13 protein-coding genes, 1 tRNA gene and 2 pseudogenes are annotated in these 20,568 nt (G+C 55.0%); 10 read left to right on the top strand and 6 right to left on the bottom strand.

What is annotated here, in order from left to right; genetic code table 11:
* Nucleotides 1-35 precede the first annotated feature (35 nt).
* The gene (locus CKV99_RS08455; protein WP_092256695.1) at nucleotides 36-575 is read right to left on the bottom strand and encodes a PPA1309 family protein; all 540 of its coding nucleotides are present in this window, start codon (nucleotides 573-575) and stop codon (nucleotides 36-38) included.
* A 160-nt stretch (nucleotides 576-735) separates the two neighbouring features.
* Between CKV99_RS08455 and CKV99_RS08450 the strand changes: the two genes are divergently transcribed.
* Complete coding sequence (locus CKV99_RS08450; RefSeq protein WP_197697218.1) at nucleotides 736-3,735, top strand: UPF0182 family protein; 3,000 nt, start codon at nucleotides 736-738, stop codon at nucleotides 3,733-3,735.
* 193 nt (nucleotides 3,736-3,928) lie between these two features.
* Nucleotides 3,929-4,005 (top strand) — tRNA-Met (locus CKV99_RS08445).
* A 183-nt stretch (nucleotides 4,006-4,188) separates the two neighbouring features.
* On the opposite strand, the pseudogene CKV99_RS08440 reads toward CKV99_RS08445, so the two are convergent.
* Nucleotides 4,189-5,268: pseudogene (locus CKV99_RS08440) on the bottom strand (IS1249 family transposase); the annotation flags it as partial.
* Between the two features lie 180 nt (nucleotides 5,269-5,448).
* Here CKV99_RS08440 and CKV99_RS08435 point away from each other — a divergent pair.
* From CKV99_RS08435 to CKV99_RS08425, 3 genes and pseudogenes are all read left to right on the top strand, one after another.
* Nucleotides 5,449-9,909 (top strand): DUF6531 domain-containing protein, encoded by a 4,461-nt coding sequence (locus CKV99_RS08435; protein ID WP_092255767.1) that lies wholly within the window; start codon nucleotides 5,449-5,451, stop codon nucleotides 9,907-9,909.
* 101 nt (nucleotides 9,910-10,010) lie between these two features.
* On the top strand, nucleotides 10,011-10,694 hold the full coding sequence (locus CKV99_RS08430; RefSeq protein WP_143063380.1) for a hypothetical protein: 684 nt from the start codon (nucleotides 10,011-10,013) through the stop codon (nucleotides 10,692-10,694).
* Between the two features lie 757 nt (nucleotides 10,695-11,451).
* A pseudogene (locus CKV99_RS08425) lies at nucleotides 11,452-12,979 on the top strand (IS1634 family transposase).
* A 25-nt stretch (nucleotides 12,980-13,004) separates the two neighbouring features.
* Here CKV99_RS08425 and CKV99_RS08420 read toward each other — a convergent pair.
* Complete coding sequence (locus CKV99_RS08420; RefSeq protein ID WP_143063486.1) at nucleotides 13,005-13,238, bottom strand: hypothetical protein; 234 nt, start codon at nucleotides 13,236-13,238, stop codon at nucleotides 13,005-13,007.
* 126 nt (nucleotides 13,239-13,364) lie between these two features.
* Between CKV99_RS08420 and CKV99_RS14270 the strand changes: the two genes are divergently transcribed.
* Entirely contained in the window at nucleotides 13,365-13,514 is a 150-nt protein-coding gene (locus CKV99_RS14270; protein WP_157728407.1) for a hypothetical protein, read from the top strand.
* 908 nt (nucleotides 13,515-14,422) lie between these two features.
* Here CKV99_RS14270 and CKV99_RS08410 read toward each other — a convergent pair.
* The gene (locus CKV99_RS08410) at nucleotides 14,423-14,851 is read right to left on the bottom strand and encodes a BLUF domain-containing protein (protein WP_092260911.1); all 429 of its coding nucleotides are present in this window, start codon (nucleotides 14,849-14,851) and stop codon (nucleotides 14,423-14,425) included.
* A 211-nt stretch (nucleotides 14,852-15,062) separates the two neighbouring features.
* Between CKV99_RS08410 and CKV99_RS08405 the strand changes: the two genes are divergently transcribed.
* Nucleotides 15,063-15,635 carry an NADPH-dependent FMN reductase gene (locus CKV99_RS08405; RefSeq protein WP_092260913.1) on the top strand — a complete coding sequence of 191 codons (573 nt, stop codon included), beginning with the start codon at nucleotides 15,063-15,065 and terminating at the stop codon, nucleotides 15,633-15,635.
* Between the two features lie 170 nt (nucleotides 15,636-15,805).
* Here CKV99_RS08405 and CKV99_RS08400 read toward each other — a convergent pair whose 3' ends face one another.
* Both CKV99_RS08400 and CKV99_RS08395 read right to left on the bottom strand, forming a co-directional pair.
* A complete protein-coding gene (locus tag CKV99_RS08400) occupies nucleotides 15,806-16,873 on the bottom strand; it encodes a DUF2117 domain-containing protein (RefSeq protein ID WP_092260915.1) in 1,068 nt (355 codons plus the stop codon).
* Nucleotides 16,873-17,427, bottom strand: coding sequence for a hypothetical protein (locus tag CKV99_RS08395; protein ID WP_092260917.1), 555 nt, complete (start codon nucleotides 17,425-17,427; stop codon nucleotides 16,873-16,875). The genes CKV99_RS08400 and CKV99_RS08395 overlap by 1 nt, the downstream gene beginning before the upstream one ends.
* A gap of 116 nt (nucleotides 17,428-17,543) precedes the next feature.
* Between CKV99_RS08395 and CKV99_RS08390 the strand changes: the two genes are divergently transcribed.
* Genes CKV99_RS08390 through CKV99_RS08380 form a run of 3 tightly spaced genes read left to right on the top strand, consistent with a single transcriptional unit; the run spans nucleotide 17,544 to nucleotide 20,532 of the window.
* Nucleotides 17,544-18,674, top strand: coding sequence for an ABC transporter substrate-binding protein (locus tag CKV99_RS08390; RefSeq protein ID WP_092260919.1), 1,131 nt, complete (start codon nucleotides 17,544-17,546; stop codon nucleotides 18,672-18,674).
* Entirely contained in the window at nucleotides 18,674-19,747 is a 1,074-nt protein-coding gene (locus tag CKV99_RS08385; protein WP_092260921.1) for a FecCD family ABC transporter permease, read from the top strand. The genes CKV99_RS08390 and CKV99_RS08385 overlap by 1 nt, the downstream gene beginning before the upstream one ends.
* Nucleotides 19,744-20,532 (top strand): ABC transporter ATP-binding protein, encoded by a 789-nt coding sequence (locus tag CKV99_RS08380; RefSeq protein WP_092260923.1) that lies wholly within the window; start codon nucleotides 19,744-19,746, stop codon nucleotides 20,530-20,532. The genes CKV99_RS08385 and CKV99_RS08380 overlap by 4 nt, the downstream gene beginning before the upstream one ends.
* Nucleotides 20,533-20,568 lie beyond the last annotated feature (36 nt).

Below are 20,568 nucleotides of genomic sequence, written 5' to 3'. Positions count from 1 at the left end.
TCTCCTCAAGTGTCGGGGCTTAATTCTTTACCAGTCTAGAGCATTTCTTCCGGGTTCTGCTCAAGGCCGTAGCGCAAGGCAGCGATCACACCGGGAGCGACATTCGGGCCACCACGCAGAGAAATCTCGTCTTCCGTGAACGGTCCAGCCTCGGCGATCTCTTCCTCGGAGGGGCGGATTTGCAGCAGAGTGAGCTCGATCTCGTCGCCGCGTAACACACCGGAAAACAAGCGGGCCTGCCGTGGCTCAGAGGCACCAGTGGAGCCGGCATCGGTTCCGCCATCCGTGGCAGCAGACACGTCCCGGAACATGATCTCCTGGGCCAGTACCACCCCGGCCACCTCCTGAGGCCAGGCCAGGCGCGCGCAGTAATCGGCGAGTTCCTCGGACCCTGGGTCAATGTGTTCCGGAAGGTGATCCTGCACCACAAGCGTGAGGGGCGCCGCGCCCGCATCGTCGTCAAGCCCCGGCAACTCTGCGAGCTGATCGACGAGCATGGAGGTAGGGACCAGAGCAAACAGTGTTGGGTTGGCACCCCAACCTTCGGCGTGGACGAACTCCACGGCCTCCATCATTGCCTTATTCAGCGCTTGTTGAGAAAACGCCGTGGAAGCAGCGGAGAAATTTAGCGAAGATTCGGACAATGGGGAACCCTTCTGGTCAATCATTCGTTGAACAATTTAGAGTAGAAGACTATACGCCTTCTTGTACCACTATTTCTTAAGGAGCATGGTTTTGGCTACTGGCCTGACTAATCCTCAACAACCCATCAAGAAGCCATCCAGCAAATGGGTGGTGACCTTGCTGGTCATCGGTGCACTTCTCGTGTTGCTGCCGGCCATCGTGGGACTTTATACGGACTTTCTCTGGTTCGGCGAACTTGGCTTCAGGGGGGTGTTTAACAATGTGATCATCACTCGCGTTGTGCTGTTTGTGATCTTCGCCATCGTCGGCGGCTTAATCACCTATCTCGCGGCGTACATGGCGTGGCGCGGACGCCCCGACGACCTGTCATTTATCGACCCGAACTCGCCGATGGCGCACTACCGGGCGAACATCGAATCCAGTGTGAAGAGCCTGCTTACCTGGGTTCCCGTGGTTGTTGGAATCATTGCGGGTTTTATCGGCCAAGGCAATTGGCGCACCTTCCTCCTGTGGATCAACGGTGAATCCTTCGGTGTGCAAGACCCACAATACGGGCGTGACCTCGGATTTTATGCCTTTAGCTTGCCCGGGATCAATGCAGTTGTAAGCACGCTGTCCACCCTGCTCGTGATCGCTTTCATTATCTCCGCTGTAGCTCACTACATGCTTGGTGGAATCCGGGTTGGCAATCAGGTTAGTGGAGTCAAAGGTCATGTCTCGAAGGCAGCTCGTATCCAGCTGGCAGTGATCGCAGGCCTGTGGATGCTACTGCGTGCACTGAACTATTGGCTTGAGCGCTACACCCTGCTGTACAACCAGAATGACATTTTCACCGGTGGTTCCTATACGGACATCAATGCGCAGCTGCCCGCCAAGATCATCCTGATGATCATTTCGGTTGTTGTTGCCGCAGCATTTTTCCTGTCTGTTGTGTACAAAGACCTGCGCGTGCCAGTCTTGGCCGTCGTACTGATGGTCGTGTCCGCACTGGTGATCGGGCAGGGCTGGCCCGTGCTGATGGAGCAGTTTTCGGTGAAGCCGAACCGCCAGGCCAAGGAAGCAGAGTACATTTCTCGCAATATTGAGTCGACACGGCACGCGTACGGCATCACTGATGAAAAGGTGAACTATGTAGACAACTGGGGCACCGACAGTGTCAACGATGAAGAGGTCGCCAACGAGGAAGCAACGATCTCGAACATTCGCCTGCTGGATCCGGAGATTATTTCGCCGACCTTCACGCAGAACCAGCAGCTACGTAACTTCTACGGTTTCCCTGACACCTTGTCCATGGACCGCTATGAAGTAGACGGTGAGATGCGTGACTTCGTCGTGGCAGCCCGCGAACTGGACCCGAACGCTTTAAGTGAAAACCAGCGTGACTGGATCAACCGCCACACCGTGTACACACACGGCAACGGTTTTGTGGCTGCACAGGCCAATACTGTTGATGAGGCCGCGCAGGACGCTGGTTCTACTCGTGGTGGTTTCCCCGTGTTCACCGTGTCTGATCTGCAGACCAACCAGGCAGCTCGAGAGAGCGAGGATGCGGAGGAACTTGGCATTTACGCTGAGCAGCCCCGTATTTACTACGGCCCAGTTATTGCCTCGGCTGACGACGGCATGGACTACGCAATCGTCGGTAGTGAAGACGGCACTGACGTCGAGTACGACACCGACACCACGCAGTTCACCTACGACGGCGAAGGTGGCGTTGATGTAGGCAACTGGTTTAACCGCGCTGCCTACGCGTTGAAGTACGGCGAGATGAACATGATTCTGTCGGATCGTGTGAATGGCGAATCCAAAATTCTGTATGACCGTGACCCACGGGAGCGCGTGGAGAAGGCTGCACCGTGGCTGACCACAGACTCGAAGACTTACCCGACCGTGGTTGACGGCCGGGTGAAGTGGATCGTGGACGGCTACACCACGTTGAGCGCCCTGCCATATTCCACGCGCACCTCGCTCAGCGGTGCAACCCAGGACGCGCTAAACCCAGACGGGACCACCCAGCGTTTGATCACCAACGAGGTGGGCTACATCCGCAACTCGGTGAAGGCGACAGTGGATGCCTACGACGGCACAGTCACTCTCTACGCGTTCGACGAAGAAGACCCGGTTCTCAAAGCGTGGATGAATGTCTTTCCAGATACGGTACAACCGAAGTCGGAAATTTCCGATGAGCTGAACCGGCACCTACGTTACCCGGAAGACCTGTTCAAGGTGCAGCGCGAGCTGCTGGCCCGCTACCACGTTGAGGACCCAGGCGTGTTCTTTAATAACGATGCGTTCTGGTCCGTCCCGAATGACCCGACCGCACCGGAGGGCCGCCAAGAACTGAACCAGCCGCCGTACTACGTCGTGGCAGCTGACCCAGAAACAGAAGAAGCGACCTTCCAGATGATCTCGCCATTCCGCGGACTGAACCGTGAGTTCCTGTCGGCTCACATGACTGTGACCTCGGACCCAGAAAACTATGGTGACATCACCGTTCGGGTCCTTCCGACGAACACCCAGACACAGGGCCCGAAACAGGTCCAGGACGCGATGATGTCCTCTGATCAGGTGGCACGAGACCGCACCCTCTGGGAAGGTACCAACGATCTTCACAATGGTAACCTGTTGGCCCTGCCGGTAGGTGGCGGCGAGATCTTGTGGGTGGAGCCGATTTACTCGCAGCGTAAGGACCAAGCCTCGGCCTTCCCGAAGCTGCTACGCGTATTGGTTTTCTATAAGGGCCGTGTGGGGTATGCGCCGACCGTGTCCCAGGCATTGGAACAGGTGGGGATTGACTCCTCTGCCGCCCAGGACATCGATCTTGTGGATGAAAACGGCCAAACAGTTAAGGACCCGGCTACAGACGATACGGCACCAGCTGAGGACGAGGCGGCACAGGATGAAAAGGCAACTGCTGAGGAGTCCGAGGCCCCGGGTACGCCACCAGCCGATGCTGATGCAGCCCTGCAGCAGATCGACGAAGCACTGACTGGCCTGAAGCAGGCCCGCAACGGGTCCTTCGAGGACTACGGCCGCGCACTAGACGAGCTGGATAAGGCAGTGGCTGAATACCAAGGGCTGACTCAGTAAGGAACTCGAAGAGGAGCAAAGTAAAAACCGGGTGAACGGTTGTTAGCGATCAGTTCAATCCCCTGGGCTAGAGATTATCTAGAACAGGGGATTTGGCCTTTCTGTCGAAGTTATGTATAGTGGATCCCTGTTGCTCGGTATACGGTACGCCGGTACGAAAGCAGCAGGTGAAAATTAAAAGAAGATCACCCGACGCGGGGTGGAGCAGCTCGGTAGCTCGCTGGGCTCATAACCCAGAGGTCGTAGGTTCGAATCCTGCCCCCGCTACCAACTTCTTTCGGCTAGCCCCTTCCACAGTCGTGGAGGGGGCTTCGTCGTTTTCCGGGGTTTCCACCATGCGGGGGAGGAGGTCCGCGACCTCCAGGCCGAAGAAATCAGAAACTGCGAATAGGGCTTAAGGGACAAAATGTGTGCTTTTTCGGCGTGTCGGGGTAAGGGACATTTTGTGTGCTTTTATCCGCGTCCTGTCCATCCGTGGCGGATGGCCCAGCTGGGGTTGAAGTCGGTGTCGATGCCTGTGTCGTAGGTGGCGGGGCGGCCGGTGTGATGGCCGTGGTGATGTTGTTGTTCTTCGGCGTAGAGTTGTTTGGCTTTGTTGTAGCCGGTGAGTCCGAAGTATTGGTCTTTTGCTAGTTGGAGGGCTGGTTGGTGGTGTTCGGTGTGGTGGTAGAGCCACCAGTCCATGGCGATGCGTTGGTGTTCATCGAACATGCCTCGGTGGTCGGAGGCGAGGTCTTTGAGTTGTTTGTTGATCCCGCCTTCGAGACAGTTTGTGGTTGATTTCAGTGCTTGGCAGCCTTCTGGTGGGTTGAGGTAGGTCAGCAGGGTTTGTTCTGTTACCAGTAGTCTTTTTAGCAGCTTGTAGGCGCGTCGGTGGCGTGGGTGGGTGTACCACCATTGTTGGTTGGGGCGGATGCGTTTGGGGATGTCTGCTTCTGCGACGTCTTTACGGTAGGTGCGTTGGTTAATCCAGTCGTGGAAGGTCAGGCTGAATTTGTTGAAGGAGTTGATCCAGCTATCGGCTAGTTCCTTGTCGGTCAGGCCGGTGAGATCGTCTGCTAGACGGCGCAGTACTTTGCCTGCTGCTGTGTGGGGATTACGGGTGGTTTCGGTGTAGATATTGCGTTGGACGTGTACTAGGCAGCGTTGGATTTTGGTGTGTGGCCAGCAGTCTTTGATGGCTTTCAGGCTGCCGCGTTGCCCGTCGGTAGTCACTACTAGGGGTGGGGCTAGTTTGTCTAACAGTGTGGTGTAGTCACGTGTGGTTTCTCTTATACACCATTGCCAGGCCACAACGTGGGTGCTGGTGCACGCTACGAGTAAGCATTTTTTGTGGAAGTAGGTGCCATCGATAAACAGCTGGTCATAGACACGGTGCGGATCGGTGATACTCGGGATCTGGATAAACCAGAAGTATCTAAACCAGCGGGTCAGTGTGCGCCGTGAGACGTTGTAGCGGGCTGCTACCCGGTGTGCTGGGTCCCCGGTGAGGATCCATTCGATAAAGATGGTGAAGTGGCGGATCTCATCGGTGTTAGCCCGGGTGTTGAGTGATGTGGCGTTGCAGTTGGTGCAGCGCCAGCGTTGTTTACCGGGATGGTGTCAGATGGTTTGTGTGTGGGATACCGATCCTGCATGAGGAGATGAACCAGTGCCGATAATGGCGCCATTGTTCTTGTTTTTGTTCTGGGACTTCGTGCGACGGCCTCATCTGTGAAAAACGCGGTCAAGGGTGAGTCAGCTGCCAAAGCAGCCAAGGTTGATCCGAAACCGGGCTCACCAGCGGTTAAGAATCAGGATCTTGGAGACGAGGCCTACAACTCTGTGACCAAAGGTGACCGCGCATGTACTGGTGGTGAGCCTATCGATATGGCTTCCGGTGCCATGGTCAATTTCGCACACGATATCCGCATTGATGGTGTTCTGCCGTTGGTGGTGGACCGCAACGCTCATACGTCGCACCAACTTGGCCGGGCGTTAGGCCCACGGTGGGTATCAACAATGGATATCCATATTGAGGTCTTAAGTGATGAAGTACTCATGGTCACCGGGGATGGGGCGATCCTTACTTTCCCACCGGCACCTGTTGATGGTTCTGAGGTCCGGGGTGATGGGCGTGGCTGGTTGTTGTCCTATGGTGATGGCACCTACAGGGTCCGTAGTATCGCCCAGGGTGTGACCTACCATTTCAGGGTCTACGACACGACTGGGGAAGTGACAACCCCACCCGGTGCTGTTGTGGATACCCCACCAAGTGTGGGCCAGTCCATGATCGGGTCAGGTATTACACCATGTAGTGTGGCTGAGACGTTTGAGGTCGGTGTAGAAATCGGGATTTCAGCTCTTGTTCACCACACCGGGCACCGGATTGACTACACCTATGATAACGCCACCGGTGTGATGACATCGATGGTGCGCTCCGACGGGACACGGTTAGACATTACCTGGGATCATGTTGTTGAACGGGTCGCAAGTATCTGGGTGTCCAACCCAGATACACACCCAGAGGATGCGCCCCTACGGTTAGTATCCTATGAGTACGACCCCCGTGGAAATCTGATCCGGGTGATTAACTCCCATGCTGGTGTGTTGCGGTATCACTACGACGACCATGACCGGCCGTGTGGGTGGACGGATCGTAACGGGGCATCCTATTTTTACCGTTTCGACGACCAGGGGCGTGTTAGTTCCCAGGTCGGTACCGGGGGAATGTTTCCAAACATTTTGTATTGGGCTGAGGATACCGGTGAAGATGCCCCTGCTGGGGGTAGGGTGTGTGTCCTGATTGAAACCGCCGGTGTTTTTCCCGATGACCCGCTTACTATTGGTGATGGGGTTGTTGATAAGTACCTTAACCGGCTAGAAACCCTGCCCCTATACACAGCACTATGCGATGGTGGGCTTGACGCAGCAGGGCTGACCGGCCGTGGGCGCACCGGTGCTCGTGATAACAAGCCGTGGACAGTAGATCCCGCATGGCTTTACGACGAGGTGTTAGGTGATATCCGGCCTACCGTGTACCGGTCAACGATTTCTGGGGATGTGTGGCGGATCATCACCCCCGAAGGTGGTATTGAAGACCGTGAGTACAACGAGTATCACCAGATCACCGCGGTCACTGATAGTGCCGGGGCAGTAACACGTACGACCTACAACGCTGATGGTGTGGCAGTAAGTGTGACCTACCCGGATGGGACCACCACCCATGTGGAGCCCGGATCCTGGGGTGTGCCGGTACGAGTAATAGGCAGGGATGGGCATGCTACCGAATATGAGGTGGATGCTTTCGGCCTGACAACTGCGGTCACACACCCGACCGGGGCACGGACCAGGATGGATTACGAGATTCGTTCTTCTGGTGCGGTGCTTGCCACGACTGTTGATCCTGATGGGTTAACCACCACAATCGAGTGTGATAATGCTGGCCGGCAGGTAGCCGTCACCGACCCTGCCGGCAGGCGCACCAGTATGGTGCGGGATGTGCGTGGCCTGGTCACAGAATCGATGGACTCGGACGGGAACACCACCAGGATTGACTACACCCCCGAGGGCTGGCCGACACGGATCACCCACCCGGATGGGGCTTGTGTGACTGCGACCTATGATGGTGAAGGCAACCAACTCACCCTTACCAACGAGGTGGGGGCGACCACGCGTACTGAGTACACGGTGTTTGATAAGCCGATTGCTTCTACGGATGCTACTGGTGCTGTCACACGCCTGGTGTATAACACCCAGATGCAACCAGTGGCGTTAACGAATGCGGATGGCAATACCTGGTCGTATGAGTATGACTTGGATGGGCAGGTTACCCGTGAGACTGATTACAACGGGATTGTTACCGATACGACGGTGACTGCGGATGGGTTGATCAGTCAGGTCACTACCCCGGCAGGAACCACTACGCTCACGCGTACCGTATTGGGGTTGACCGACACTAGTGTGGATGGGTCGGGTACTACCCAGTATTCCTATGATGAGTTGGGCCGGGTCACTACGATTGTAAACCCGGCGACGACTATTTCCTATACCCGCGATGAGTATGGGCGCATTACGGAAGAAACCGTCACCCTTGCTTCTGGGGAATCCACCACCCACTCGGTGGAGTTCACCCCTACCGGGTTGGTGGCGGCCGGGCATCTCACCCTACCGGGTGCTGACATGTTCACCACCACGTATAAGCGGAACGGTGTCGGCGAGATCACCACCTCCACCATCACCCGAACCAGAGGTGGTGTCGAGCTCCCGACTCCTGTTGCTGATCTGACCTACGGCCGAGGCAGCCGTGGTGAGCGTAACCGGATGACCATGGGTTCCCTGGTGCGCAGGTTCACCCATGACACCCGGGGCAGGATGGTCTCTGATCATACTGGTGTGCTTGACACCACCCCACACGGCGGTAGTACCAGTGGTGGTGGTGTGGCCTCTTCTGGTGGTGGGGTTACCGGTGGGCTTCGTGGTGTTGCTGGCCGGGAGTTTACCTGGCGGGCGGATACGACCCTGACTGGGATTACTGACCGGTTACGTGGGGCGACCATGTTTGATGTTGATGCCCTGGGCCGGGTCACCGGGGTGAGCCGTGATGCCACACGCACAGGTGCATCCACAGGCTTCTACACTGATGCCCACGCAGATAGGTCTGAGGGTGTGTCCCGGCAGGCTACGGTTTCGTCCCGGTCCGGGATCAGTAGCCACCACCCTGACTTCGGTGAGCAGCCAGTATCAGAATCGTATGGGTTTAGCCCAGCTGGTGTACTCACACGTATTGCCACACCCGCTTTTGCCCAGGAGGGTTCGTCTGCGCAGGCGACAACACCACATCCACGACCCAAGCACCAGACTGGTGCCGGTGCTGGCAGGAATTCCGGTGCTGGTAGGAGTGCTGGTGGTGGTGATGTTGAGGTGGAGTTTACCGGGACGATGCCGACTCGTGTGGGACGGACGACCTATGCTTACGATCAGGCAGGACGTGTTATCCAGACGGTGACGAAACGGGTGAGTCTCAAGCCGTTGGTGCACCGGTTTTACTATGCTACTGGTGCACAACCTATTGGGTTTAGCTCTAGTGATGAACCTGGTGTGGGGTATCGGTACCTGTATGACGGCCTGGGGCGGCGTGTCGCTAAGGAACGAGTAGATACCACTACCGGTGAGGTGCTTGCCCGTAGTGTGTTTGCCCATGTGGGTGACCACCTCGTAGCAGAACAGGCCACCCTGGGTGAGAACCGTGGTGCGGGTTATGTGTGGGCTCATGACCCTGCCACGGGTGAGACGATTGGGCAAATCACACTTACCGGCACCCACGCATCCACTAAGGGTGGCTATGGTGACAACCACCAGAGCCCTCCTCTTCCTGGTGGTTCTGCTGCTGATTGGGATCAGGATCAGGTGGATGCGGTGTTCTACGCCATGACCTGCGATTTGGCGGGTGCACCCCAGGAGCTCATCCACCCTGACACCGGGGATATTGTCGGGTCGTCTACCCAGACGTTGTACGGTAGGCGCACCTGGCGTGGTGAGCAGTCCTCACCGTTGTTGTTTGCTGGCCAGTACCACGATCATGAGTCGGGGTGGGCGTATAACCGCTTCCGCTACTACCACCCGCATGCTGGTGTGTACAACGCCCAAGACCCACTCGGATTAAGCCCGCGGATCGCCAGTGCCCAAGGCTATGTTGACCACGCAGCCTTCTGGGTCGATGTTTTCGGGCTAGAATCGTGCAAGGATTCCTTTGCACCATCGTATGAAAGCAAGCCTCTTGAAACGACACCGGAGACACAGATGGAGGCGTATCGGTCAAATGGAGGGCATCACGTGCCTTTGAAGTCGGCTTATAGCACACCCGGTGACGGGCTGTCAGCAAAGTATGGTGCGCCAGCAGTATCAGAAGACACCCTCGCCGCAGCCTACAATCATGGAAAACATCCCGACCAGCATCTCACTGGCGGACAAGTACACCGCGAGATTTCTGCGCAGCAGAATAAGATTTTCAACAGCGCGACTGATCGTACGCTTACGTGGGATAACGTTAAACAACATGATGTCCAAGCCCATATAAACGCTGGCATACCGGAAGCCACCGCCAGCGCCTGGGCGGACGAAGGTATTACTTACCTTCGCGCTCAAGGAATTGAAAAACCAACCCGCTGGCCATGGGCCACTAAGAACACCTAGGAGACTCAATAATGGTAGACAACGCTTTTCAAGATAGTGCTTGGGATCCCATTGCGGGACTGTTGCGTATCACCCACGAAACAAGTTGCCGTTTAGGGATAATGCAGTATTCCACAGAAACTCCACCAACGATGACAAAAGACGAGGCGGTCGACTTTAGCCGCTTCCACGTCATGTGGATGCTCGGCGGTGTTGCCTTTGAGCTACGACGAGCTGAGGAGAACGAGATGCCCAGGACGGCACGGATGAAATATCGTGATGCTCACGGCGATACCCGCTTTTTGGATGGCTGGCTCCACCCGATTGATGGGTGGGTCATCGACGACAGGTTTTTGGTTCATTTCGCCACCACCGCCTTACCGGATGCGATCACCCCAGATACTGAGCGAGCCGATCTTAGCCTCCCCGAGTTCGACGAAGGTCCTTATGCCACCTTGTGGAACGCAGTTGCGGCGTTTTATGCCAGGATTTATGACTCGGCATCCTCTGAGCTTGACGGCTTACTTGATTTTCTCTATGCCCAGGAGACAACACAACCAACCAACCTTATTGCCCGGTTGGTCAGTGGCCTGACCCTGGCTGCTTTCGCACTAGGGTGCGCGGAAGCTGAAAACACTCCGACTGGAATCTTTGTTGATGCCGTTAACCGTGACGGCACCTACATACCTGCCACGAAAGCCTGGGCTGGTCTTAGTGAGATCATCCAACCCCCGCTACGAGGACAAGACGCACCACGGTATCTCGAATTATTTGAAAGCGACATGTTAGAAACCAACCCCTTGTAGATCGGGATGGCACGCAGTTTCTGCTCAGCGATCGCGAAACGTTTCCGTGGTATAACGCGGTGGGTTCGGGTGAGTTCCTGTCTGTGTGTGATTCAACGACACTGCCAGACAGGCATTTATAATGTTCATCCCGCCGAGCAACAGGACTTTTCCAGCTTCCCTACCGCTCTTTTTCATGACAAGGGAGTGAGGTACGAACTTCCGCGTCAGCCAAACGAGCGTAGCGAGGCGGGAGCTGTTAGCCCAAACACCGTCATACATCTTTGTATCCAAACACGAATGAGGGGGTACTGTCATTTTGAGAGCGGGCCATCCTGAATGTCATCCCTAGGAAAGCGATGCCAAGCATGAAGCCTCCCATTGCTCCCGCAATTCCTACAAGGGTATAAGTGTCCCCCCGGACACGGGGTCCGAAGTAAGGTTCAGCATTTCCTGCATTGTAAGTCAGTGCGGTCAAAGGTGTTCGCTGTGCCTGAGCGGGTAGTGGTGTCTATTACACCGTTTAGTTGTCCCACTCGGTTGCCCAGGGATCGTTCTGGTCTTGTTGTTCCATCAGGGCGTTGATTGGTTCGGTCAGGTACTGATCGATCACGGTCCAGGCTGCTTCGCGTTGATCCTGGAGAAATAGGTTCCCTGACTTGGCTCATTTTGGTGTGTTGTAGATCATATTGACGTTGTGGCCGGTGGGTTTGGGTTTGTTTAGTGCGAAATGTCGTACTAAGCGGGTAGTTGTGGGGGTGGGGCTAGGCTGTTAGTTATGCCACCGAAGATCCGTACAGTTACTACTGCCTCGGGTGCGACGGCTGTGCAGGTGGTGTGGGGTTATAAACACCGCAAGCCGGTACTTGATCATATTGGTTCAGCACACAACGCACACGATCTTGCGGTGTTAAAAGCACGTGCTCAGCGTCTGATTGATAGTGGGCAAACCCAACTGGAACTCGGTCTAGACGGTGTGGGCGCAGCTGGTGGTACGGGCAGTGAACATAATCCTGTGCCGATTACCACCGAACGTGCCGGGGTGTTGTTGGATGCTATCGCCGGTGGTTTTCACCATCTTGGTCTTGTTGAGGCTACCGGTGGTGACCGGGTGTTTTATGATTTGGTGGCGGCCAGGGTGATCCATCCTGGTTCCAAGTTTGATTCGATGGAAACCCTGGCAGAAGTCGGTGTCCAGTCTGCCTCGTATGCCACGATTAAACGTCACTTGCCACGCTATGCCACCGAGTCTTATCGCACCCCGATTACTCAAGCACTAGCCCGGTATGCTGCTGTCGGGCCGGGCGTGTTAGTCCTCTACGATGTGACCACGTTGTATTTCGAAACCGATACCCCCGATGAACTGCGTAAACCAGGGTTTTCTAAAGAACGCCGCCTCGAGCCACAAATCACCGTAGGGATGCTCACCGATGCTGCCGGTTTACCACTGGCTATTCATGCGTTTGAAGGCACCAAAGCAGAAACCCAGACAATGCTGCCGATGATTCAGCGCCTGCAAGACGCGTACCAGCTGGATACCGTGACGATTGTGGCTGATGCCGGGATGTTTTCCGCCGCTAACAAAACAGCAGTCCTCAACGCCGGTCTGCACTACATCCTGGGCGTTAAAGACACTCGCATCCCGCAGGTGATTGCCCAATGGCGTGCTGATCATCCTGACACGGACTACAAGGACGGCCAGATCTGGAGTACTGATAGTCATGCTGATGTCAGAGCACCGAAGACATCATCAACAAGAACCTACTACCAGTACTCCCACGATAGGGCCCGGCGCAGCCTGCGTGGGATTAAAGAACAAGTCGCCAAGGCTTCAGCGTGCTGTTGCCGGTGACATACCAGTCAAACGTAACCGGTATGTCGATCTAAAAGCACCACACAAGAAAGTTAACTACGCCCTAGCTGAAAAACACACGGCGATGGCCGGGATCAAAGGCTATGAAACCTCACGCACTGATCTGACTGCTGAGCAGGTTATCGGGGCCTACCGGCAGTTATTTAGAATCGAGAAATCCTTCCGAATGGCTAAATCCGATCTAAAAGCACGCCCCGTCTACGCCCGACTCGAAGATTCCATCCAAGCCCACCTAACCATCGTGATGTGTGCAATGGCCGTCGGACACCTACTAGAACAAACCTCAGGCCTATCACTGAAACGACTCGTACGAACCCTAAAAAAATACCGCACCTTCACCATCAACGTTGCCGGTCAAACCATCCACGCCCAAACCCCGATCCCCGCCAACATCCAAGAAATCATCAACAAACTACCGAAAATGTCGTACTAAAATGAGCCAAGTCAGGTTACACCGTTTAGTTGTCCCACTCGGTTGCCCAGGGATCGTTCTGGTCTTGTTGTTCCATCAGGGCGTTGATTGGTTCGGTCAGGTACTGATCGATCACGGTCCAGGCTGCTTCGCGTTGATCCTGGAGAAATAGGTTCCTTATCTCCTCTAGTCTCCTGGGAACTAGGTTGGCGTCGCTGGCCCAGGTCTCTAGGCGTTTGATCTGCCAGGTTTCGGCGATCTGGTCGACTTGCTGGTTCATCTCCTCCCAGAGTCTCTCGACTGCTGCTGGACTGTGATCTTGGCCTAGGCTCTTCAGTCCCTCGCGCACGGTCTCTTTCATTACTGCGTTGTTTTCTTGTGAAAACGGAATCTGGGGTTGCTATCAGTGCATCATCGGTCGCAGCAGTGCTGGTTGGTTGCCGTTGACTTCCAGGGCGTGTTCTACCAGTATCCCGACTTGGGATTGGTGGTACTGGAGCATCATTCTCTCGAAGGCTCGGTTCCGGGCGTGTTTGTCGCCGGGAATCCTGGCTAGCCGTTCGTACTGTTTCAGTTCGTTGTCGCGATGATTGCGTTTGAATTTCTTCACGAACTGGTGCGCTGTTTGTTGGTTGGCGTTGTCCGGGTCGACGATCTTGAGATACTCTCGACCATGTTCACGGAGTGGCTCTCCTGGTTGTACATCGAGATAAACCAGTCGATTATGCCGCCACTGGCACACAACGGTGGTGGCTCAAGGGAACCAAAAACACTGCGTGCCTGACTGTTATCAATCGCTTCCGAAAACCACACGTAGTGCACGTATAAGCACTATCCGCTACGACGGTACCCATCCACATGCATCACTGCTGACCTGCATTATTACTCGTCTACAACGCCTCCGGATCTTCACCCCACCACCAGTAGCACACCTACCAATCACCACACCCCTTGAGGGCGCACCACAGCCCAGAGCCCGCCACCAGCCCCAACACTCACGGCGTACCCGGACGACACCTCCACGGCCGGGCCCCAACCACGCCCACACCACTACTCCTCACACCCCACCACACACCAACCACAACCAAAACCACGATGAAAAATCCGGGGCTAGGTCTGCGGGTTTTATTTCGGTTTCGGCGGCGCTTGTGGGTTTAGTTTTGCGCTTGCGGCGTCGGTACATGTCTACCATTGGGTTACTCCTTGCTGATTACGGATGCTACGGTGTCGTATCCAAAATCGCGTTTTCAGCCGGCTCCGGAGCTGGTATCCGCTTTAACTGCTAGTCCACGACTTGAGGCCAAGCCCACCTAATGGCGGAAAGATATCTTTTCCCCGGAGGGTCCCTGAGCCAATCATGGTGAACCGGGTCCTGGATAACGGGACCTGGTTCAGTCTGTGGTTAGTTAAAGCCAGGGCTGATTGCCAATATGGAGGTCGGTTGGGGGCAACCGGCTGCTCACACTATGTTTCTGTAGCTATAAGCCAAGAGGATACTTTTTCGGCGGCTTCGTGCAGTGCGGCTTGGGAGCCGGAATGAATGAGCGTATCGACGTCACCAGTCGCCTGCCCGAAAGGATTGACTCGATCTAGAGGCGGCAGCCGGTAGTGCATGGACCACTTGGGAAACCTGCGCCGAGGTGCTGGTTCTTCGATGAGAACATGGATGGAGTGGTGGCGCTTATCGGCACGAATCGAATCCATGAGTGAATCGATCTCTTTGGGAGGCCCCTCCAAGAATTGCACGTAAGTGAAATCCCGTGCAATGAGAAAACCAGTGATGTCGACGCTGCTGTTGTGTGCCTGAGCGACTTCCATGATGTCTTCCATGGTGTCTTCGTTAGGGGTACCGGCTGCGGCTGATGAGTAAACAAGATACTTCAGAGAATCCATGCGTGTCTTACTGATGTCTAATGTGAGCGAATTACATATAATCTGCGGTTTATCTTATCTCAATCGAGTTTCATGTTCGTGGTTGAGGACGGGGCAGCTCGAGTATTTAACCGGCCGTCCGCTATGTTCCACTGGGCGAACTACCAAGTTCAGTGAGATGAACTACAATCATGTGTGAACTCATTTGCCTCATGCTGAAAGGAAACATTCCATGTATAAAATCGCAGTCCTCGTAGGTAGCCTGCGCTCCGGATCTAACGCACGTAAAATCGCCAACCAAGCGATCGGTATGATGCCAGATGATTTCCAGGCAGAAATTGTGGAAATTGGTCACCTGCCGTTGTATAACTTCGACTACGACAATCCCGACACCCCTGAGGTTCAACTTCCGGAGTCGTATACCGAGTTCCGTGAAACCATTAAGGCTGCTGACGGTGTTTTGTTTGTCACCTCGGAAAACAACCGCACCATCCCGGCCGTACTAAAGAATGCTGTGGATATCGGTTCCAAGCCCAACGCGGATGTCGCGTGGACTGGTCTGCCTGCGGGCATTATCTCGCATTCGGTGGGCCGGATGGGTGGTTATTCATCTCACAAGAACTTGCGTTTGGCGTTGTCCTACTTTGAGATGCCAATTACTGGCCAGCCTGAGGTTTTCCTTGGCAGGTCTGATCAGCTTCTCGACGATCAAGGTGCCTTTAAGGACCAGTCTACAATCGACTTTGTCCAGCGCTACCTCGACGTATTTGTCCAGTTGGTGCGTGATAATCCGCGTAAACGCTAGGATTGGTCACCTTAATCTCTACCGTTAGTCGGGTACGGGTGGGGCTGTATTCCATGCTGGGTGGTGTGAAATCTCCACGTTCCGGGGGAGCGGTCGGAGGCTACAGCCCCGGCCGTGTGCCCTAACCTGGGGAGATTAAGGAGCCTGTGAATCGGTGGGTATGCACCGACTTAAGATAGTGGATTATCGTGGTCGGTGCGCGATCGAATTTGGCTTCCCAAGAGCTTGATTATGGCTTCCTTCACCTCGGGGAAGTCCCATGCGAGGTAATCCGCGCCCTGGAAAATGCGGTCTTTAATGTGCAGGCCAGCCGCGTCGTCTGCATGCACGACAAGCTCTGTTGAACCTGGGGCGAACGTCTTGGCGGAGTAGAGTTTGTCACCGTCGCCGTCGATAATCCCTAACACGGGTACGCTAAACCGGTGCAGTATATCGCCACAAATCGCAGTGGTGTCATCACCAACCGTGACTGCTCCGGCACAGCCTGCTGCGAGCTCAAACACGTTTTTAGCAGCGTGGTCGATAAAAGCTACACCTTTCCCGGTGTTCGCCCGCACTACTCGTGGAGCAGGAGTGGCTCGCAACGTTGGGGTAGCCACAACCTTGGCGGCGCCTAAATCAATGGGGCCGAAGCGCACCAATTTTTCCAATCCGTGTTCTTTAATAGCGGTGTTGCTAACATGGCGGATTTCACCATTGTGCAGCGATATTACTACGTGATCACTCTGGGCCACGCCGATAAAAATACCGTTGATAAGAATATTATCTCCGGGAGCGACTGCGTTTATACGGCGATAGGTGGTGCCATTTTCCTGCCAGATGTGATGGTGTGCAATTGCGGGCGAGGCCTGCTGGAAACCTAGTTCTTCGAGCATGCTTACAACATGAAAAGGTGCTGTGCCTTTGTGACTGGTCCAACGCATCCCATTAGTTTCTACCTGTAGTAGTGCTATATCAGCGTCAATCTGGGTGGACACCATCGAACCAAGCGCGGTGCCTGAGGCCTCGGTTGAACTATGCGCGCAAAAAATCACCGTGCTACAGGTCTTAGCAAGTTCGCTGATCCCAACTGATGCCTTGCACCCAGGGCTTTCCACGCTACTGAGTCCAGCGTCGAGAAGAGCTGTACGTGCCATGGTTCCCGCTAGCAGAGCCCGATGCTCAGGAAAAACCTGTAAGAGCTTGGCGGCCCAGCCATTGTCAAAGATGGTAGGGCCGTGGAAAAGTATCCCAATCATTATTTGGTGTTTTCAAGGTAGACCGCTGCACGCCGTCGGCTCCACGCCTCATCGCCCTTATCCTTTCCTGCCCAGTACTCGGCGTTTCGGGTCCACAGTTCGGCCGGCAGTGTGTAGCTACTCAAATCACGCCCAGCTTTGCCGAACAGTTCGGCTGCATGGTCGGCCGCATCAGCAGCGAGGAACCAGGATTCTTGCTCTGTGTAATACGCGCTCAACGCTTCGTAGAGGGCGCCGGCTTCGTCGAAACGCTCGGTCCGCTCAAGCAGTGGCACGAGACGCATGCTGAGAATAACGACAGATTCCGAGTGCGAGGCTTTCTGCGCTACGTCAAGGCCGCGTCGATAAGCGTCAATCGCTGACGCAGCGTCCCCATCACGCTCAAAAGCGATACCGGCGTTGAGATATCCGGCAGTGGCTGGGCCGTAGCTGCCTTTGGAATCTTTCAACTCGGCAAAATGAAGCCACTGTTGGGGCGAATCCTCTTTGCGTGCTTGGGCCTCAATTTCACGGCTTTCAAGGTAGGTGTCATTGTGCGGAGGTGTGGTGGACATTACTGGCGCCTTTCTGTCAAGAGTTTCCCTTCTGGGGCACTGTAGGATAGTCTAAACTCAACTAATCGATTACTCAATTGAATAATTGTCACTAGCTGCTCGACGAAAGGACAACAATGACAAACCTATTCACGCGACACCTCAAGCTACGTCAACTCCTAGCCTTGGGAACAGGAATAGCGTTGTCCACTGCGCTAATAGCATGCGGCGATGATGCTTCCGACCAAACCAAGTCTGACACCGCCACAGCTACGGGTACAGCCCAGCAAGGCGACCCAGCAGACGCGACAAATACCGCAGCTGAATCTAGCGGGGAAGTAATCACGGACAGCTACGGCAACGAGTTTGAACTCCCAGTCTCTTTCGATGAAGCCATCGTCTTGAACACCTCTGCCTACGAAATGATCCAAGTGCTTGGACAAGACGACAAAGTCGTCGGAGTGGGCGACAGTGTGACCGGGGGAGAAGCCGACTCCTTGGACAAATATGGTGATTGGCGCGAACCTAATGTGGAGGCCATCCTGGAGGCGCAGCCCGATGTAGTTTTTGGCTACTCCAGTTGGCTCGATGAAGGAATCGCTGAACAGCTCGAAGAGGGCGGTGTGCGCGTGGCTATGGTGGATCTTTCTCAGCCGAGCGAGATGATCGACGAGATTGAATTTATGGGCAAGTTGCTCGGTGCTGAAGAGCAGGCCGAAGAATTTACTTCCGACATCACAGCTATCGTCGACGATGTTGCGCAACGCACCAAAGACGTGACCCCAGCACGTGGATACTGGGAAGGATATTCAGATTATTCCTCTGTTGGCCCAGGAAGTGGCGGGCACGAGCTGCTGGAATTGGCCAATGTTAAAAACTTGATGGCGGATGAGGGGACCGAGTATCCAAAGGCTAGTGATGAATTCGTGCTGGAAGCAGATCCTGAGATCATCGTGAAGATGGTCAGCGGCTCTGAAAAGGCACTCGGCCCTGATGTGCCAGACCCTTCAGCGGCGGAAGCTCTCCATGCTGAGCTTGTTGGTCGCCCCGGTTGGGAAGGTATTGACGCTGTCAAGGAAGGCCGTGTAGTTCTGCTGCCGCAGGAAATCGGAACTAACCCACTTGGGATGGCCATGGTTCCACTGATCGTGGGCAAAGTTGCCTACCCTGATGAGTTTGCTGACATCGAGCCGGAAGAGAAGTTGGACGAGTTACTGCGGAAGTATTGGGACACTACTGCCGAAGGTGCGTGGGTCTACATCGGCTAATGTCAGCTCGCCCCGATCAAGCTACTGAGCGGACCACGCACTACCGCAAACAGCGACGCAACTGGGCTACTTTGGTCGTCCTCGTTGCGTTGCTGGTTATCTCGGTAGTTTTGGCACTCGCTGTCGGTGCTTCACAGGTGTCACTGCCTACCTTCGTTCACGCCGTGCGCAACGGGCTGGGAGGGCGCCACGTCGATTCCTTTTCAACAGCGGATTTCATAGCTTTGCAGGTCCGTTTGCCACGGGTGTTGATGGCCGTGCTGGTGGGTGCTGCTTTGGCAGTGTCCGGCCGATTGATGCAAATCATCTTCCACAACCCCTTGGTCAGCCCTTATACCTTAGGGATCTCCAACGGAGCTGCCTTCGGTGCCAGCCTTGCCATCGTGGGTGCCGCACACATTCCCTGGTTTAGTTCCACCTACTACGTGGTGCCTGCCTTCGCTTTCCTCTTCGCTGTGTTGACAATGATTGTTGTCTACACGGTTTCTTTAGCGACTAATCGGTCCACTGCGACACTGCTCTTGACCGGTGTGGCCATTGGGTATCTATTCTCCGCAATGGTTTCAGGCTTGAAATATGTTGCCGATAGCAGGGAATTGCCTGAACTTGTTTTCTGGGCTATGGGTAGTTTTACCGGTATGCGGTGGACACCTGTTGTTGTTTTAACCGTGGTGCTTGTAGTGGCATTGACGATAAGTATTGTGCGGTCGTGGGACTTGAACGTAGCTGCCCTCGGCCGTGAGGAGGCGCAGGCCTTGGGAGTTAATTACCGAGGGGTGCAGGTGCTTACTTTCACTGTGTCAACACTGCTGACAGCTACTGCAGTGAGTTTTAGTGGTGTGATCGGCTTTGTCGGTTTGGTAGCTCCTCATATTGCCACCATGCTGGTGGGAGCTGATGCGCGTTTTACCTTGCCAGGTGCTGCTCTTATTGGGGGAATCCTGTTGCTCTTGTCCGATACCGCAGCTCGCACCGTCATAGCTCCTACTGAGCTTCCGGTAGGAATTATTACTTCCTTGATCGGTGTACCGTTTTTCCTATTTTTGGTGATCCGCCGAAGGAAACTCGGATGAAACTTCAAGTCCAAGGCCTCTCTTTCGCCTACCGCGGTGGGGCACAAGTGTTATTTGACGTGGATTTTGGGGCACTTCCTGGCCAAGTGACGGCATTGATCGGGCCCAATGGCTGCGGTAAAACAACAGCAGCAAAATGTATTAATCGGATTTTGGAACCGAAAACTGGCACGATTCGTTTGGGTGACCATGACTTGCGGCGCACCTCACGGCCAAGCATTGGCAGGTTAGTAGGGTATGTACCTCAGTCCTCCGCAACAGTCTCTGCCACTAGTGTGATTGAGTTCCTTTTACTGGGTAGGAGGCAATTGCTTCAGTGGAGGCTACGCGCTGAAGATCTTGATGAGGTCTTCAGCGTGCTTCAACGCCTGAATATCGTGGAATTGGCTAATCAACGTGTCAGCGAGTTATCTGGTGGCCAGCGGCAAAAGGTTCTTATCGCCCGCGCACTGATGCAACAGCCCGCGCTTTTTCTTTTCGACGAGCCCACCAGCGCCCTCGACATTCGTAACCAACTAGAGATTATGGAGCTGGCTCGCGTCATCGCGTGGCGGGAGAAGAAGACTGTTGTGCTTGTCCTGCATGATCTTTCCATGGCTCTGAACTACGCAGATCATGTTGTGATGCTTGCCGGCGGACACGTGGTTGCTGCAGGCGGCCCTTCGGAGGTTATTACCTCTGATCTTGTTCGCCAAGTTTATGGGGTCGACGTTACTGTGGACAACAACGGTGGGGCCTCCATACTCAACCCTTTTTCCGGCCTTAAAAGCCAGCCTCCTGGCTGAGATTGGCTCTGCGCACCTTTCCCCCCTAGCAGCTCT

Source organism: Corynebacterium cystitidis (genome assembly GCF_900187295.1).
GTDB classification, from domain to species: domain Bacteria; phylum Actinomycetota; class Actinomycetes; order Mycobacteriales; family Mycobacteriaceae; genus Corynebacterium; species Corynebacterium cystitidis.
The sequence above is the reverse complement of the archived record's forward strand: the minus strand, read 5'-3'. Positions and strand labels throughout refer to the sequence as shown.